Source organism: Chitinophaga sp. 01L420, assembly GCF_056399985.1.
In genome coordinates, this window is sequence record NZ_JBFTSK010000008.1 from 202,288 (window position 1) to 219,035 (window position 16,748).

Annotated in this window: 13 protein-coding genes; 8 read left to right on the forward strand and 5 right to left on the reverse strand. The window is 46.4% G+C overall.

Translation table 11 applies throughout. From position 1 onward, the window contains the following. The first annotated feature begins 395 nt into the window (after positions 1 to 395). From AC1DP6_RS10895 to AC1DP6_RS10905, 3 genes are read left to right on the forward strand one after another with little or no spacing between them, the layout of a single operon-like run. The gene (locus AC1DP6_RS10895) at positions 396 to 1,277 is read left to right on the forward strand and encodes an AraC family transcriptional regulator (protein WP_477054818.1); all 882 of its coding nucleotides are present in this window, start codon (positions 396 to 398) and stop codon (positions 1,275 to 1,277) included. Positions 1,278 to 1,331: 54 nt separating this feature from the next. Continuing rightward, on the forward strand, positions 1,332 to 1,610 hold the full coding sequence (locus AC1DP6_RS10900) for a hypothetical protein (protein WP_477054819.1): 279 nt from the start codon (positions 1,332 to 1,334) through the stop codon (positions 1,608 to 1,610). A 20-nt stretch (positions 1,611 to 1,630) separates the two neighbouring features. After that, a complete protein-coding gene (locus AC1DP6_RS10905) occupies positions 1,631 to 2,296 on the forward strand; it encodes a siderophore-interacting protein (protein WP_477054820.1) in 666 nt (221 codons plus the stop codon). 13 nt (positions 2,297 to 2,309) lie between these two features. Here AC1DP6_RS10905 and AC1DP6_RS10910 read toward each other — a convergent pair whose 3' ends face one another. From AC1DP6_RS10910 to AC1DP6_RS10930, 5 genes are all read right to left on the reverse strand, one after another. After that, positions 2,310 to 2,912 carry a response regulator transcription factor gene (locus AC1DP6_RS10910; RefSeq protein WP_477054821.1) on the reverse strand — a complete coding sequence of 201 codons (603 nt, stop codon included), beginning with the start codon at positions 2,910 to 2,912 and terminating at the stop codon, positions 2,310 to 2,312. Between the two features lie 45 nt (positions 2,913 to 2,957). Then, positions 2,958 to 4,418, reverse strand: a complete 1,461-nt coding sequence (locus AC1DP6_RS10915) for a sulfatase family protein (RefSeq protein ID WP_477054822.1) — start codon at positions 4,416 to 4,418, stop codon at positions 2,958 to 2,960. A gap of 209 nt (positions 4,419 to 4,627) precedes the next feature. Beyond that, a complete protein-coding gene (locus tag AC1DP6_RS10920; protein WP_477054823.1) occupies positions 4,628 to 5,971 on the reverse strand; it encodes an alpha-L-fucosidase in 1,344 nt (447 codons plus the stop codon). A 36-nt stretch (positions 5,972 to 6,007) separates the two neighbouring features. Further along, on the reverse strand, positions 6,008 to 8,167 hold the full coding sequence (locus AC1DP6_RS10925) for an alpha-galactosidase (protein WP_477054824.1): 2,160 nt from the start codon (positions 8,165 to 8,167) through the stop codon (positions 6,008 to 6,010). 21 nt (positions 8,168 to 8,188) lie between these two features. Further along, positions 8,189 to 9,985: an alpha-L-fucosidase gene (locus tag AC1DP6_RS10930; RefSeq protein ID WP_477054825.1), complete on the reverse strand. Its 1,797-nt coding sequence runs from the start codon at positions 9,983 to 9,985 to the stop codon at positions 8,189 to 8,191. Positions 9,986 to 11,132: 1,147 nt separating this feature from the next. Here AC1DP6_RS10930 and AC1DP6_RS10935 point away from each other — a divergent pair. The 5 genes from AC1DP6_RS10935 (at position 11,133) to AC1DP6_RS10955 (ending at position 16,739) form a co-directional block, all read left to right on the forward strand. Further along, positions 11,133 to 11,705, forward strand: coding sequence for a TetR/AcrR family transcriptional regulator (locus AC1DP6_RS10935; protein ID WP_441572752.1), 573 nt, complete (start codon positions 11,133 to 11,135; stop codon positions 11,703 to 11,705). Between the two features lie 40 nt (positions 11,706 to 11,745). After that, positions 11,746 to 12,186 carry a universal stress protein gene (locus tag AC1DP6_RS10940; RefSeq protein ID WP_477054826.1) on the forward strand — a complete coding sequence of 147 codons (441 nt, stop codon included), beginning with the start codon at positions 11,746 to 11,748 and terminating at the stop codon, positions 12,184 to 12,186. Between the two features lie 246 nt (positions 12,187 to 12,432). Further along, positions 12,433 to 14,109, forward strand: a complete 1,677-nt coding sequence (locus AC1DP6_RS10945) for a hypothetical protein (RefSeq protein WP_477054827.1) — start codon at positions 12,433 to 12,435, stop codon at positions 14,107 to 14,109. A 33-nt stretch (positions 14,110 to 14,142) separates the two neighbouring features. Further along, positions 14,143 to 15,078: a hypothetical protein gene (locus tag AC1DP6_RS10950; RefSeq protein ID WP_477054828.1), complete on the forward strand. Its 936-nt coding sequence runs from the start codon at positions 14,143 to 14,145 to the stop codon at positions 15,076 to 15,078. A gap of 80 nt (positions 15,079 to 15,158) precedes the next feature. Then, positions 15,159 to 16,739 carry a T9SS type A sorting domain-containing protein gene (locus tag AC1DP6_RS10955; protein WP_477054829.1) on the forward strand — a complete coding sequence of 527 codons (1,581 nt, stop codon included), beginning with the start codon at positions 15,159 to 15,161 and terminating at the stop codon, positions 16,737 to 16,739. The last annotated feature ends 9 nt before the right edge of the window (positions 16,740 to 16,748 follow it).

Sequence of the window (16,748 nt, forward strand, 5' to 3'; positions counted from 1 at the left end):
CTGGCAGGAATTCCTGCCCTGTTTTGATCAGTGGCAGTAATTTTTCATTTATGGAATTCAATCAGTTAACAGCAAACGTTTGCAAATAAATCTTCAGGCGCTGAAATCAGTACTATTCTCATTATTTACAGGTATTATCAGATTTGTTGCGCTAATAAAATCCTAAACTATGCAATCGGTTGCAGATAAATGTATGCAATTTTACCTATTTCAGGTATCTTTTTCAGGGCAGGGAGTACAATAATTATTTTTTTCATTCGTCTGGTTAAAAGAGCGGGGCATTTGGCAGCGGGACTAAAAGCTTTTAACCATTGTCACGAAGTGATACCTGTATTTGACTTAACCCATATTTCGGAACATGATACAGTACCGGCAGATAGATTTAATTTGCAGTTATGAAGAAGGATAATCAACCCGTCATCACATCTTTCCGTTTGGAGGATTTGCTGGTTGTTCCTGGCCTGATGATAGATGTTCATTACAAAACAGCCGGGGAGGATCATCATCATCCGCATGCGGATCTGACCCAGGCGCACCGGCACGAATTTTATACGCTGGCCATCACCGGTCATCAGCGTAGTCAGCATATGGTAGATTTCCGGCAGGTAGAGATGCCGCCGGAGAGCATTTTTTTACTCTCCCCCTGGCAGATACATTTGCCACAGGATATTATACTGGTATCAGACCTGTTCCTGATTTCCTTTACATCAGAATTTCTGCCACCGGGAGCGCCGGCGTTACCGGTATGTATGGAAAAGGCAATCACGCCTGATCCGGAAGGATATAAAGAGATCTGGTATTTATGTCAGCGATTATTGCAGGAGTTCAATCATCGCAAAGCGTTGCAACAACCGGTGTTGCAGCATTACCTTGCCCTGTTACTCACGCTCTTTACGCGTTACTTACCTGAAAATGCTACCAGCAAACAGTTACAGCCGGAGCTATTAACGCGCTACCGGGAGTTGATAGAGGTACATTTACTAAGCTGGAGCAGTTGCGGTGATTATGCACGGGCATTGCATGTGACCACCGATCACCTGAATGAGGTGGTGAAGCAGGAAACGGGACAAACAGCGTCCGCACTGCTGGCGGCGAGGCGTATACTGGAAGCCAAACGTATGTTGTTGCATTCCACACATGGCATTAAAGAAATTGCGTGGTATCTGCAATTTAATGAAGTGACTTACTTCAATCGTTTCTTCAAACAGCATACCGGACAAACGCCACTTGCCTTCCGTATCTCCAGCCGGGAAAAGTATAATTATAACCCGGAATAGTATAATAACGGGTAACGGCAGGTCAGGTAGCTTTGCTTAAATTATAGACATCACATGAAACCATCAGCAATTTTACCCGATGATATCAACAACGTAGAAATAAACGGACAAACCCTCAGAAAAGGTTCTGTTGCTGCTTTTCTGGCGAATGTAAATATTATTGAAAACAACATCGATACTACCGGTCAGGCCTATACGGAAGCATTAAAAGATATGCTCGAATTAGTTCCTGCACTGGAACTCCTGGGTGTTTTTAAACATCTGGCCATCCGGTCTGAAAACATCAAAACTATTATCCTCCAAACCTGGCCTGATATGGCAGGTAAATTATAACACCCGAAAAATAAACTTTCATGCCTTCAATTAAAGACAGGGCGACCAGTTTACTGATGTCGCGCATAGGGAAAACTGCGTCCGTACGTAACGTAACACGCATTGGCAATTTGCTGTTACAGGTAGACCTGCAATTACCACAATCGCTGCCTGACCGCAGCACACAACACCTCAAATGCGAAGTAGCTCCGTATACCTATCGTGATTACACGGTAGCACAATGGGATATGGTGACGCAGTCAGCCACCCTGCTGATAGATTGCGGACACGATGGCGCTGGCAGCTATTGGGCACTTCAGCTCCAACCCGGCCAGGAAGTGTATTATGCAGGACCTGGTGGCGGTATACATCAACCTACTACTGCCCAACACCTGGTATGCATAGGCGATGCCAGCGCAACAGGACATTTTCATTCGCTCTATCAGCGTAAAACAGCCCTGCAAAATTTCCATTGCTTCCTGCAACTGGAGAGTCCGATGACCAGGCAAATACTGGAAATGCCGGTACATCCGCTTTCCAATAACGGGCACTATTTCACCGATCTGCATGAGTGGTTGTATCATTACAATTTCCCCGCAGCAGACACGACTTATTATGTGGCAGGTAATCAAAAGATGGTAGTGCAGGTGCGTAAATCGTTGCGTCAGCAAGGCGGACAAGTAAAGGCACAGGGTTTCTGGGGCTAAAGCTTTTATGGCATCAGACCAGGTGTTCTTTCATTGCCTTTACAATTGCATTGGAGCGGGAATTTACATCGAGCTTGCGATAAATATTCATGATATGGGAGCGTACTGTACCCACACTGATATGACACACTTCAGCTATTTGCTTATAGGTGTCTCCATTTACCAGGCAACGTAAAATTTCCTTCTCCCGTGGCGACAATCCATAAGGGTCCTGATAGACGTGCCTCTCTTTCCGGAAAAATGCCAGCACTTTGTTAACCGCCACTAAATTCGACTGCAAAGCCGTCTCATACACCTGAGATATAAACTCCGACAAGGACACCGGCGGTACATGGTCCAGTTCATATCCTTGCCGTGCTGCCGGCACAGGTGTCAATTCCTGCTCCTTGTCGTTCAGGGTAAGCAATAGCACATTTATATCAGGGTAAGCTGCTTTTACTATGCTGGCGGCTTCTATCGCAGTCAATCCAGGTATCTCTATATCCATAAAAACCAGGTTGCAGATATCTTTTGCTAATTGTTGTAACAATTCTGTTGATTCGTTGTGCAATCCCGAAACTTCCAAAACACGCGCTTCTCCCAAATTACCAGGACTTATAGGCCGCACTTTTTTCATAATATTCCTTTTGGGTTATGTATATTCATATGATAAACATATATATTACAATTGCACCTTTCCGGCCGTTCTTCGCTCAGTTCCTTTCCTTCCGGTCAGGTCATCTCCGAGTTCATTCCGGTACTTTTCTGCTATCCCTTGCAGTTCTTTTACCACCTCAGGAAACTGCTTTTGTACATCCAGGGTTTCCCCCGGATCACGACGCATGTCATATAATGCTAATGGAACTTCTACTTCTGGTTGCGCTCCCGGGAAACCATCATAACCCGGCAGATTTAATTTATAGGTCCTGCTCCTGTGCGGTAATACCAGCTTCCAGGGACCCTTACGAATAGCCTCCAGACTATTTACCTGATAATATACGGCCAGTTCGTCTCTGGGGTTTGCATCTGCCTCATTAAATAATAATGATTTCAAATCCACCCCGTCAATTTTTCGTGTGGGTAAAGCAGCACCACAAAAATTAGCGATGGTAGGCAACAGATCAATGGTAGCAGCCATCTTATTACAAACGGTACCCGCAGGTATTTTACCCGGCCAGCGCATAATACAGGGTACACGCAAACCTCCTTCCCAGGAAGTACCTTTGCCTTCCCGCAAACCACCCGTATTACCGGCATGATTGCCATAAGATAACCAGGGGCCATTGTCACTGGTAAAAACCACCAGCGTATTTTCCGCCAACCCATTCTCTTCCAGGGTTTTCATTACCTGCCCCACCGACCAGTCAATTTCTTCAATCACATCTCCAAACAATCCATCTTTACTTTTTCCCTTGTGCTTGTCAGAAACAGCAATCGGCACATGCGGCATACTGTGCGCCAGGTAAAGAAAAAAAGGCTGCTTTTTATTCTCCTTTATAAACCGGCAGGCCCGGTCTGTATAAATAGTGGTGAGCTGGGATTGATCTTCCAGCGTTTTAATATATCTCAATGGCTTGTTACCTTCTATCAGCGGCAATGGCGGATATTTTCTCCGGGGATTAGAGGAGGTATCGGCATAAGGCCTGCCATCGTAATGCACCGGCCACATATCATTGGAATAAGGCAATCCCAGGTATTCATCAAAACCATGTTGCAGAGGCAACCAGGGTTCTTTAGATCCCAGATGCCATTTACCCACCATGCCCGTGCGGTAACCCTGGCTTTTTAATACGGTAGCAATGGTTTGTTCTGCAGTATCAAGTGCAATAGGCGCCGCCGGCGATAAAGCACCATTGATGCCTACCCGGTTAGGATAACATCCCGTCAGCAAACCAGCCCTGGAAGCCGAACATACGGCCTGTGCTGCATAAAAATAAGTGAATCGCATTCCCTGTGCAGCCAGGCGGTTTAAGTTGGGGGTATGCCAGGGGGTACCAGCAAAGCATTCCAGGTCACCGTAACCCATATCATCCATAAAGATGATAACAATATTTGGCTTTTTAACGACTGGCAAAGGCTTGATGAAACTGAATAATACAGCCGCCAAAAATAATGTAGACAGGCAAAAATAAACTCTCTTCATCCGGGATGTTTAACAATAAAAAATGGTGACCATAAAAATATACATCTTCCGGAGAATTCCTATCAAAAATGAAATTAATCTTTGAGAGGAAAGCAGAAAGCGAAAAGCAGAAAGCAAAAAGCTATTGAAGCGAATGACCTCAGCGTATATCCTATACGTGTTAATCATTCGCTTCAATAGCTTTTTGCTTTCTGCTTTTCGCTTTCTGCTTACTGCAAAATCAGCTCTATTACCGGAATTTCAGTGTCCGGCTTGCGTACTGGTAAATCCAGTGCCAGATCACCTTTATCGGTACCATGCATTTTTATTTCCGAACCATCATTCAGCAACTGCGCATACTTTACTTTCCCTTTCAGGCCAGGCAGTTCAAAACGCTGCAACGGGTAATCCAACAGGTGTACATATAAACGCTTGGTAGTAGGATTGTAAGTTAACAGGCTGTTGTCCGGACGCTTAAATTCTGCAGGTGCCTCTGTACAGCCATAAATAGAACGACCGTTTACTTCCATCCACGCACCCATGCCTTTCAACCTATCCTGTGCACGGCTATCGAAAGTACCACGGGAGGTAGGTCCTACATTCAGCAACAGATTACCACCTTTGCTCACTGATTCTATCAGCAGTACCAGTAACTGCTTATTATCCTTCCAGGAAGTTTCATCACGGTAATAACCCCACGAACCGGAGAAGGTCTGACAGGTTTCCCAATGAATACGCTTGCCATTACGGGTAGGCCATTCAGATACTTTGTATTGCTCCGGTGTAGCAAAGTCGCCACCATCTTCGTACTCACCCAAATCAAGGCGATCGTTAACAATAATACCAGGCTGTAGTTTACGAATCATTTTAATGAGCTCCAGTGAATTCCAGTCGTTATGGTCTTTACCGTTCTCACCAGGGAAAGAAAAGTCTGTCCACAGGATATCAATTTTACCATAATTAGTCATCAGTTCTTTCACCTGGTTTTTCAGATAAGCCCTGTATTTTTCCATATCACGACCTTTGTTCAGGCGCTCGTAATCCTTTGGATCATTGGGGCGTTGCGGATGCACCCGGTCAATGGTGTAATCCGGGTGATGCCAGTCGATCAGGGAATAATAGAACCCTACTTTCAATCCTTCTGCACGGAAAGCTTCTACAAACTCCTTGATCAGGTCTCTTTTAGCGGCTGTATTTGGCGCTTTATAATCCGTGAATTTAGAATCAAACAAACAAAAGCCTTCATGGTGTTTGGTTGTGATCACCGCATACTTCATCCCGGCAGCTTTCGCCTGACGGGCCCATTCTTTTGGATTGTACAGATCAGGATTATACAGATCAAAATATTTCTGATAATCCGCGTCTGTCAGATGCTCATTACTCTTTACCCATTCGTGGCGGGAAGGCATAGAATACAGGCCCCAATGAATAAACATACCGAAACGGTCATTTACCCACCACGCCAATCTTTGCTCTTTTTGCTCGGGCGTTTCATTAAAAATTTTCTTTTCCTGGGCCTGTACCTGCAGGAGGAACAGGAGGAAAGTAACGGCACAGAGTGATAGTTTTCTCATGACTAATTAATTATGCTAATTTGGTTTGATACACTTTTATTCTGCTACCAGCCACGTATAACCCGCCGCAGGGATGGTTACTTTCACATGCGCCTGGTATTCACGGTCAAGGGTATACGCTTTTGATGCGCCTTCCTTTTCCCGGATACGCACGCTTTGCGTGGCGCCGGTATAATACATCGGTAAAGTCAGTTCCCGCACAATTGCCTGCTCTGTTGGATTGTACAACATGATCAGTGCCTTTTGCGGCAATGAGGGACTTACATGCATGATGCCATCCCAATCGCGGCCATCCGCGCGGCGAAGGTGGATAATATCGGTGTTGAGGATATCCCGGTATTTTTTATACCAGGTGACCATATTTTTAACGACTGTTTTGGTACTATCGGTATCGTATAAACGTGGACCGCGATAACAAGCCTGTACACCGGCGCCATAGTATTGCACCATCAGTTGCTCATAGGAATCCAGGTGATCTTTCAGCGGCTCCAGTGTAGCGGCGGCGCCACCACCCTGGTATTCACTGAGTGGTACAAATCCCCAGCTCATGGAAGGCGTTTTTTCCCAGGTACCATCAAAAATATTCTGCCTGTTCAGGATCAGCTGTTCTGCTCTTGGCAGGGAGAAATTCACTTCCCGGTAACCCAGCGCAATTTTATTGGTGCCATCCATAAAGTACCAGTCAGGTGCATTTACATAAATACCTCTTTCATTACACCAATGGTAAAGCTCTTTCTGCAACTGCATTTGTTTCCATTGGGAATCTTCCAGGCCGGTATGTCCGGGATGCGTGGTAGAGGTACATACATCCCCTGGATATGGACCATCATTTTCAAAAATATCGAAGCCGGTAGCACTGAAAAAACGCTTTAACTCCTGCACGTAACCCAACCCCCACTTACTTCCCAGGCAAGGTGCATTGCCAAAGAAGGCGCCACCGCGTTTGCCGGTAACAGGACTGATTACATCATCCTCTTCACTGATACGCCTGCTCGAAAACAGGGAGTAACCGCCCAGCAGTACTTTTTTGCTGTGGGCATAATCCGCCAGTGCTTTAAATTTCGCGATGTTGGCAGCGCTGGTGTCTTCCATATTTAATCCACTGCCAAAGCTCAGGATCACACCTTCATAGCCAGTAGCCGCACATTGGTCAATGACTGCTTTTACTTTTACCGGGTCTGTACTCACCAGGTGCATGAAAATGGGATTCTCCGTTGTCCATGGTGCAATGGTGCTGTACATACGGCGTTGAGCCAGACCATTGCGTTCCCGGTCGTAGCCATCCAATAGTAACTCGTAAGTACGTACAGATTCAAAATGTTCTCCTGCAGCCATGGTAATGCCAACTGGTACTATTGGATATACTTCCAGCACACAGGGCGTTTGATAGTCATAATTCACCTGTGAAGTGTAGGTGCTATCGGCCTTCCAGTGTGTGGTTTGGTCGCTGAGATTTGCTTTCATGGCGTTATTAAAAGCGTAGTTACTTTCAATATAGATGCCATGTGGTACGCGCATTTTATTTACACCACCTACTACTGCCGATTCTTCTTCCGGCGTAGCCAGAATTTCATTCACTACCTGTTGCAGTTTAACGGGCTGCCCGCTCTGGTTAGTTATTTCCAGCCATTTAGATAATAAAGGGATGCCATCAAATATTTCGTAGTGTACTTTCACCAATAATCCTTTCAGCTCGGGTGCCTGCGCCTCGTAAGAGAAGATCAGGGCTTTACCTGTAGGTTGTTTGGGATTTGTACACCAACCATGTGCAGTCCATTTTAAGTAGGGCGCAATGCTGGTCACCTGGTGTCCTTTGTACATAAAATCTGATTTACCCGCCTGCAGCTTATCCAGCCAGGCCGGCAACAGATAGGCCTGCTGCGGCTGTCCCTGCGCACCACCAATCATATAGTCGTGTCCGTTCACCGTTATCCTTGCTTCCGGTTTCACTGCACGCAGTAATTGTTCTCCGCTTACCAGGTTACGATAATCCGTGCATATCACGTTGGGGGTTATACGAAAACTGCGGCTCAGCAAACCATTGCTGAGTGTAATTTCTTTACCCTTTTCTATCACAGCAGCGGTGTAGGGCTGATGATTAATCAACCAGTCATTTACCGGTGGCTTCACCTGCGCCAGTACCATACCGGAATACAAACAGGTAACCAGTCCTGCCAGGAGGTTAGTTTTTTTCATGTTCATGCTATTCTTATAAAATCATTTAACGGGCTGCAGGATAATTTTCCTCAACCAACATAGCTCACTTTTATTACCGGATACCGGCTTTACTGCCAGGTTTTGCTTACCGGCTTTATCAATATGTACAATGCCAACGGCATGTTGAATAAACTGCATCGGTTTGTGACTGTCGTAGGTGCCTGTCGTCAGTGTCAGGAAAGGAAGTTGTTGTCCGCCCACGGTTACTATCCCCTGTTGAGAAGCACTGCCTGGTTCACAGGCATAGTCAAGTATAATTTTATAATCTCCCGCATCCTGTATGTCCAGTGGAAATACAATGGCATCGTCAGGCGTCACCATGCCGGTAATACAGTTATCATGTTTCCAGTCGCCGAAATAATGGGAGTAGGTAAATAGTTTACTTTTGGCGGCGCCGTTGAAAACAGCCCATACGGCAGGTATTTCCGCCTGCGGATATTCGTTGCTAACGGTTTGGGTACGGAGCTGTGACAGGTCGGGTTGTTGTCCGCTGTATTCCATCAGCAGCACCGTATTTCGTGTATCCGGCAGCGTTATAGGCAACTGAATAATGGTTTCTTCCGGTAATTGTTTCCAGGTGAGTACTTTATTGCTGCCCAGTATTTTCACCGATTTGATTTTTGCCGTAATGCCAGGTACCCGCAATTGCCTGTTAGCAGGCATTTGCCATACATGTAAAAATAATTTGCCTGGCTTGCTGGTGGTTACACCCCAGGGTTGCGCCGGAATGAGGCCCCAGGTAGTGCCGTAAATACTTTCGCCATATGTCTGCAGCCATTTACCGGTTGCTTTCAGGTAGGCCACAGAATAGGCTGGCCATTTACCATTGCCATCCGGTCCCACGTTGAGCATCAGGTTACCTCCTTTGGAGGCTACATTGGAAAGCAGGTGAATAATTTCTTCGGGAGATTTAAAGTTGAGGTCGTGCTGAATATACCCCCAGGAATCATTGTGGGTGTAAATAGATTCCCAGGCGCCGGCAATAGGTACCGGAGGAACTTCAGAGTCACCGAAATCGCGGTAGTCGCCCAGGTCATGTCCTACCCTGCTGCTGAATAAACAGCCGGGTTGCAATACGCGCAAACTATCTATCATCAGCCGGGTTTGTTCGGTCGTTAATCCGCCGGGCATATCAAACCATACCAGGCCCAGCGGGCCATAGTTGGTGAGTAGTTCTTTTAATTGTGGTATTGATTTGGTGCGATAGTATTCCTGGTAGTCTTTGTCTTTATTATTAAAATCCCAGTTGTTGCCACCACCATTAGGTTCGTGCCAGTCGAGGAACTGAGAGTAATAAAATCCGAATGGTATTCCCTGCGCCTTGCATGCAGCCGACAGGGCTTTCATGGGATCTTTCTTATAAGGGGAGGCATCCATGATATCGAAGTCCGTTACTTTGGAATCGAACATACTGAAGCCTTCATGATGCTTGGCGGTGATGACCAGGTATTTAATACCGGCTTCTTTTGCTGTTTCTGCCCACTCTTTTGCGTCAAAGCCAACAGGGTTGAATGACTGTGCTACTTTAGCATATGCTGCGGCTGGTGCTTTGGCGCGGTTCATGATCCATTCGCCGCTGCCGTAGTAGCTGCTGTCATTCCAGCGGCCGGCCAGTTTGGAATAAAGTCCCCAGTGTATGAATAGTCCGAATTTAGCTTGCTGGAACCATTTTAATCCCGGATGAGCCGGATTAGCAGTAGCCGACTTGTTCCACATATCAGGCATGTCCTGTGCATGCATTTTGGTGTGCATGAACAGGCATAGAAACAACAATAAACATGGAACCCGGTGGAACATAGCTCTGAATTTTAGTAACCAGCCGTAAAAAATATACATATCCACCGGTATAAGCAAATGCATGGAAAATGGTATCAGGGAAAGGGAAAATGGTACAATTAAACGAAGTGTGATGGTATTAACCAACGGTTAACGAATATTACCAGGAGTAATAGTTAATTTCGATAACAGACAAGTTACACTACCTAAGCATTAATGTAACTTTCCAGATTAAGCAATCATCTTATTTAAGCTATTAATAGGCTATAATGTGTTATAAGCATCTGGTGCAATACCAAGGTGCCATGTGAATGTTTTAAAAGCCTCTGCTGTATGTCATCAGCAGGGGTTTCTTATTTTTACCCGGTCCCGGCGATTCAGGTTGAAAACCAGGGAGATATCTTCTTTCAACATTGCCTCCGGGAGATATTTTGATGAATAAACCCTTTCTATCCACTTCCTTTAAACGGTACATTTTTTTTCGCTGCTACAGCCTGCTATAGCAGCGCCACTATGGCCGATTCCGAACCTCACCCCCGCATCAAGTCCACCTCTCCTCCAGGGATACTGTATGTACATAGCGGATCTCAGGCATATGCTCGACAGCATCGCCATAGTGAAGAGGTAATGCTGACTATAATAATGGGTGTTCTTAATGCACTATATCTTAATTGCGTATGCAGAAACAATGGAGATAAAAGCCCCTCTAAAATGTCCGTGATGCAGACTTTCGGGCAGTTGGCAGCCTCAGATCTGTGGCATTTCAACTTGCCCCGGCTCTCTCGTTATTTCAATTCTTGTTTAGGTTCGGTTAACTCTCCAAGGAACGCTTCCGCTTAATATTGTGGCATCGTTTTGCGTTTCTCCGGCAAGAAACCATTGTCTGGGCTATGCAAATATTCACGATAACTGAAAAATGCATACAACTAACAAATATCTCAGCAGTACCTGTTGGCTTCTCCAGGCCGACGGGGTTATTTTATTGCCCGTAGAAGCTTCCATGAAGAAGTTTCCATGCGGCCACCAGAGATAAAACAAGCACCCACCGGTCTGACGACCAATGGGTTTTTGATTTAATCATCATCTAGCTACAGCGCCTTTGCGGTTTCCACTGCGGAGGCTTTTTTTTTGCCTTGAAAATGAATATGTATTCGCTTATCTTTGTAGAGTGAAACTGAAAGATGATAAAAAAGTAGCACAGATCTTCCAGGCAGCACTCAAGCTGGTGACCAGGAAAGGATTGTCCGGCATGACGATGGGAGACATTTCCAAAGAGGCCGGGATAGCTACCGGCACCCTCTATGTTTACTTTAAAAGCAAGGATGAGCTGATCAATGCCCTGTTTGCCGCCTGCAGGGGAAATTCCGTACAGGTAGCTTTTAAAGGCTATCAGCCACAAATTCCGTTCAAACTTGGATTCAGACATATCTGGCTGAACATCTTACGCTACAAGCTGGCAAATTTCGAAGAAGTCGTTTTCCTGGAACAGTGTTACCATTCGCCTTTTATCACTGCCGACACGCGGGAGAAGGCGCAGCAGCTGTCTGCCCCCTTCTATGAACTGATGGAAAGAGGTAAGAAAGAACAGCTCATCAAACAGGTGGATACTGGGTTGTTACTCACCTTTATGATTGGCACCATGAATGAACTGGTGAAACAAACGCATTACAGCGGCATTACCCTGAACAGAAGCCGGGTAAACACCACTTTTGATCTTTGCTGGGATGCGCTGAAAGCATAAGTTATAATGAATAATTATTCACAATAAATACACCATGCATATGTCAGACATCATGATCGCAGTAGACCTGAGCAGCTTTTCAGAAAACCTGATCAGGACAGGCTTAGAACTGGCCAATAAAATGAAGGCATCGGTTACGCTCTTTTCCGTAGTAGAAATAGGTATCGGCTTAGGTTTACCGGAGGCCGGCCCCGTATTTACAGATGATATCCCGGCACGCATCCGCGAAGTGGAGGAAAGACTGGAAGTCTACAAACAAAATTATCCGGACAATAATAATATCCAGATCCTGGTAACCACCGGCAATACTAAAAATGAAACACTGGAACAGGCACATAATGGCAATACTACCATGCTGGTAGTAGGTACACATGGCAGAACCGGCCTCGATCATATGCTGCTTGGCAGCAATGCGGAATATATTATCCGGCATTCACGCATACCAGTATTGGTGGTTCCCTATAATCAGCAGGAACACTAATCAGCCCAACAACTATCACTCAACAATCAATAAAACCAGAACAGCAACGGCTTTGCCTGTTGCAGAATCCCGGCGGCTTCGCCGGGATTTTTTTTATCGCTACGCTGCCGCATAAACGCATGATAAAGCTTATATTTATAATGAATAATTAAAGTACATCTACGGTCCTACTACCCTCCTTCCAGCCCAAAAACTGGTATCGGATTTTTATTGACACAACTTTCCCTTCATCTCCAAATCTCTGCTATGAAGAAAAATTACACCTCCAAAGGCCTGCTGCTGGTATTCTTCTTTCTTTTGTCTGCCCCAGCCGCATTTGCACAGCTAAAAATCGGTGACAACCCGGCAACTATCAACAAAGCATCTATCCTGGAACTGGAAAGTCTCCGGCAGGGCTTATTGCTGCCCCGTATCCTGGATACCACGCTTGCGCCCCTTAGCACGGCACCAGACGGGATGATCATTTATCACACTCCTAGCCAGAGCTTACTCGTAAGACGCGCCGGCTACTGGTCAAAACTGGTGGATAGCTTAAACGCTTCCACCGGCACATGGCTACTGAAAGGCAATACAGGTACCAATCCCACAAACAACTACCTGGGTACCACCGACAACCAGGCCCTGTCGATCCGTACCAATGCCGCAGAAGCCATTAATATCAGCGCTACCCAAACCGTGGCGCTGAAACAGGTGCCTGCCAGCGCCACGCTCATCAGCGTACTGATGATAGATCCTGCCACAGGAACGATTAATCAGCGGAACCTTTCGGCAGCGGCATTTACAGACGCGATCCGCACACTCAATGGTGTAGCGAGACAGGGATTCACCATAAGGGCGGATACCCTCAATGCAAACTTTGGGGTGACGACTACCCCCGCGGATAGTACCATTTCTCTGAATATCCCGATAGTAGGTACTGCCAGTGCCAGAACGGGTTTACTCACCTATGCGGATTGGTTATCTTTCAGCACCAAACAAAAAGCCATTACCATCGGTGCATTTATACTTACTCCAGGCAGTCCTGATGGTCTGGTACTGGACAGCGCCGCCGGTGTGCTTCACCTGGTGGCTGCCACAGCTACCACCCCCGGTGGCATATCCGCAGTGGCCCAAACCTTTGGTGGCGCCAAAACATTTAACGACAGCGTGAGCATCGTGACCGGACTGGGCGTAACCGGACAARCTACCATCAACAATGGCATCAAAGTAACTGCAGGTGGCGCCAATATTACCGGCAATGTAACCCTGAACACCGCACCTCCTAATGTAAGCACCGCTACCACCACCGTACTCTTCAGAAATCCTGTTACCGGCGCCCTGGAAAAAAGGGACGTTGATTCCGCCGCTTTCTCCGTAGGTATCCGCAGAATCAATAACCAAACCGGCCCTAATATCTATATCAAAACCGGTAAAGCAGGAACCGACATTGCATTGGATAGTACCAGCGTAACTAACACTCTCACCCTGAATATTCCGGATGCGAGTGCTACTGCCCGCGGTGTGGTAAATGACTCTACCCAGACCTTTGCAGGTTTTAAAACGATCCGTGATACATTGGCCGTAGCCAAAAACGCCATTGTAGGTGCCGGCACAGCCCCTAACTCCACCCTGCAGGTAAGTGGTTCCATGTCACTGAATATCCGTACTACCAGCAATACTACAGAGGCGCTGGCAGAAACAGATAACACATTGCTGGTAAACGCCACCGGAGCCAATACCACCATCACCCTCCCACCAGTAGCAAATATTATCGGCAGAGTGTACACTATTAAAAAAATCTCCGGCACCATAGATAATGCAGTTACACTGCAACCTTCAGGTGGCGCCCAGATCGAAGGCAGTACTTCTTACGTGATTTATAACAATTATACCTACGTAACAATTCAAACAGATGGCACTAACTGGTATGTGATCAGAAAATAAACCTTCTTTATTGTTACCCGTAAATTGTTATTCATGCCGAAAGCAAGAATTAAAAGCAGCATACTGCTATGCGCGCTGCTGTTGCTGCTTGTACAGGTACATGCGCAACAGCTCAAGCTGGGAGATCCCACGTCTTCCGCGATTAAGGCCGCACTGCTGGAACTGAATACCACCAATCAGGGCCTGCTATTGCCCAGGATTACGGATACTACGTTAGCACCACTTCCCGCCTCTCCGGACGGTATGATTATCTATTACAAACCGGCCAGCAGTTTACTGATCCGGCGGAATGGTTCCTGGTCAAAACTGGCAGACAGCACGGCTGTCAGCAACAACCAATGGCTGCTGACGGGTAATGCCCTCGCAGATAGTACCACAAAGTTTATTGGCAGCACCAATGCCAACGCCGTTAATGTCCGCACCAATAATATAGCACGACTCACGGTTTCTTCCACCGGTAATGTGGGTATTGGCAATACCGCGCCTACCTCTTTATTGCAGGTAAAAACAGGTATTGCCAATACATCGGGCGTACGATTGGAAAATCTTACCAACACCGCCACCATCACGGTGGGAGCCGGTGCCTTGGGCGTAGACGGCAGCGGGAATGTGGTGAGATCTGCAACGGCACCTGTGTTTTATAATGCCGGCGGTGTGGTATCGCAGAATATTAAGATCTGGGCTGATTCCGTCAGTCAGCCTGTAACGCCGCTCGCAACCGGACAACTGGCTGTGGATATTTCCAACGCGGGATTTACCAAGATCATGTCGATCACCGCCACCGCAAAAGGTGGTACTGATGTGACTAATGCTCCGCTGGTTTCCATATTGGGTTATAGCTTAATCAAAATAAATTTCCTCCTCGTAGAGAGCAAGAACACCGGCATTCTGATCGGCGGCAACGTTGAAGGATTGGAACCAAGTATCGTAAATACCACAAAAATATTCGTCACGGTCATAGGCTACTAAAACAAAGTATTCATCAATTTCATACAATCGTTAACGTTATAAAACTTAAATACTCCATATTAATTTTCTGCTTCACCCTGATGGCGCATATGGCCGTCCGGGCACAGTCAGCCACCTGGTTACATCCCAACACCAGGATGGGTATATTCAGTGCAGACACCATTGCTGTTTTTGGCGATATGGTCAATGAAGGCAACATCCTCTCTGTGAGTGGATCCGTTGTAAACTTCTATGGATTGCGCTGGCGTAACAGCAACAACGCCAGCATACTGGATGAAAGCAGTGACGGCTTCAGTGCAGCAGGAGGATTATTCCGCTTCATGCAAACAAATCCTGCGCTGTATCAGTATATCAGCGGAGGATTCAGCGCCGCCACCGGCGAGGGTCCCAGCTTCCCAAATATCAGTGTGGAAAATTCCCCGGGCATTTTCCTGGATGATCTCAGCGATCTTAAAATTGTAAATGGACTGGATCTGCAAAATGGATATATTTTCCTGAATGGCTGGAACCTGGTGATGGGGCATCATACCCCCGGAAATATTATGCATTATTCTGCCCAACATTTTATTATTACCGGCAGTAATTTTGGCGGAGGCGCCCTTTACCGCAACCACATTTCCCAGGCAGATAAAAATGTGATCTTTCCTATTGGCACAAGGCCCTCCAGCTACACACCTGTGGTGCTGGATAATCCGGGTGCTACTACCACTATTCGTGCAGGCGTTTCCGATAGTGTCAGAAAAAACCTTACTACCGGTGATAACCTGATGCTCACCAGTATTAATAAAACCTGGGAAGTAACGGCGTCACAGCCTGATGCGGAATTAAGTCTGCACCTTGTTTTCGATCGGTCGGACGAAGGTCCCGTATATGAAGCGAACCGGAATACAGCCTACCTGGCCAGATTTGCGGATACAGCCTGGGATATTGCCAATATCAGAGGCGCTCCCGGTACTCCAGGCAGTTACACCACCGGACCACCAGACAGACAAAAAGTGGCCGTATCACGCACCTTCCAGCACCTGCGCTCGTCTAACTATTTTACCAGCCTGGTAGCAGAAACCGTGAACAGTCCCAACAGAACAACTCTGGATTTCTTCAGCGCATATCGCAGCAGTGATAATGAAGACAGTGTACTCCTTCACTGGATCACGGGCAGAGAATATTTCTGCAGCGGCTTYGCCATTGAACGAAGATTTGCAGCTAATCCAAATTTTGATTCCATCGGATTTGTCAACAGCAAATCACCCGGGGGCATCAGCTTCTATCCGGTAGGCTATGATGCCGTAGATGCGCCACATAACGATGGCTTTATCTTTTACCGGCTCAAAGTTATCATGACAGATGGTTCTTTCTTCTATGGACCAGTGCGTTTGGTGAAAGGTAAAAAAAGCAGAGGGGATATTATCGTATGGCCTAACCCGGTACAAGGCGGTGTGATACATATATATTATGGATCCAGTCAGCACATAAAGGTATTGTCACTCGTAGATGTGCCAGGACACCGGTTAATATACCAGAAGTTCCAGCAACCATTACAACAACGTAATTATTATGAACTAAATGTGCCTCCTAACCTGGCCAGAGGAACTTACTTCTTGCAGTTTATCGGCGAAAATGATGAGCTGCTGCATACAGAGAAAGTAATAATAATGGAATAGGCAACATAT

Bases quoted from the DNA above. Each gene is read 5' to 3' on its own strand.
- AC1DP6_RS10950 (WP_477054828.1), top strand. From the start codon at position 14,143: ATGCCGAAAGCAAGAATTAAAAGCAGCATACTGCTATGCGCGCTGCTG.
- AC1DP6_RS10895 (WP_477054818.1), top strand. From the start codon at position 396: ATGAAGAAGGATAATCAACCCGTCATCACATCTTTCCGTTTGGAGGAT.
- AC1DP6_RS10910 (WP_477054821.1), bottom strand. From the start codon at position 2,912: ATGAAAAAAGTGCGGCCTATAAGTCCTGGTAATTTGGGAGAAGCGCGT.
- AC1DP6_RS10925 (WP_477054824.1), bottom strand. From the start codon at position 8,167: ATGAAAAAAACTAACCTCCTGGCAGGACTGGTTACCTGTTTGTATTCC.
- AC1DP6_RS10920 (WP_477054823.1), bottom strand. From the start codon at position 5,971: ATGAGAAAACTATCACTCTGTGCCGTTACTTTCCTCCTGTTCCTCCTG.
- AC1DP6_RS10900 (WP_477054819.1), top strand. From the start codon at position 1,332: ATGAAACCATCAGCAATTTTACCCGATGATATCAACAACGTAGAAATA.
- AC1DP6_RS10905 (WP_477054820.1), top strand. From the start codon at position 1,631: ATGCCTTCAATTAAAGACAGGGCGACCAGTTTACTGATGTCGCGCATA.
- AC1DP6_RS10915 (WP_477054822.1), bottom strand. From the start codon at position 4,418: ATGAAGAGAGTTTATTTTTGCCTGTCTACATTATTTTTGGCGGCTGTA.
- AC1DP6_RS10940 (WP_477054826.1), top strand. From the start codon at position 11,746: ATGTCAGACATCATGATCGCAGTAGACCTGAGCAGCTTTTCAGAAAAC.
- AC1DP6_RS10930 (WP_477054825.1), bottom strand. From the start codon at position 9,985: ATGTTCCACCGGGTTCCATGTTTATTGTTGTTTCTATGCCTGTTCATG.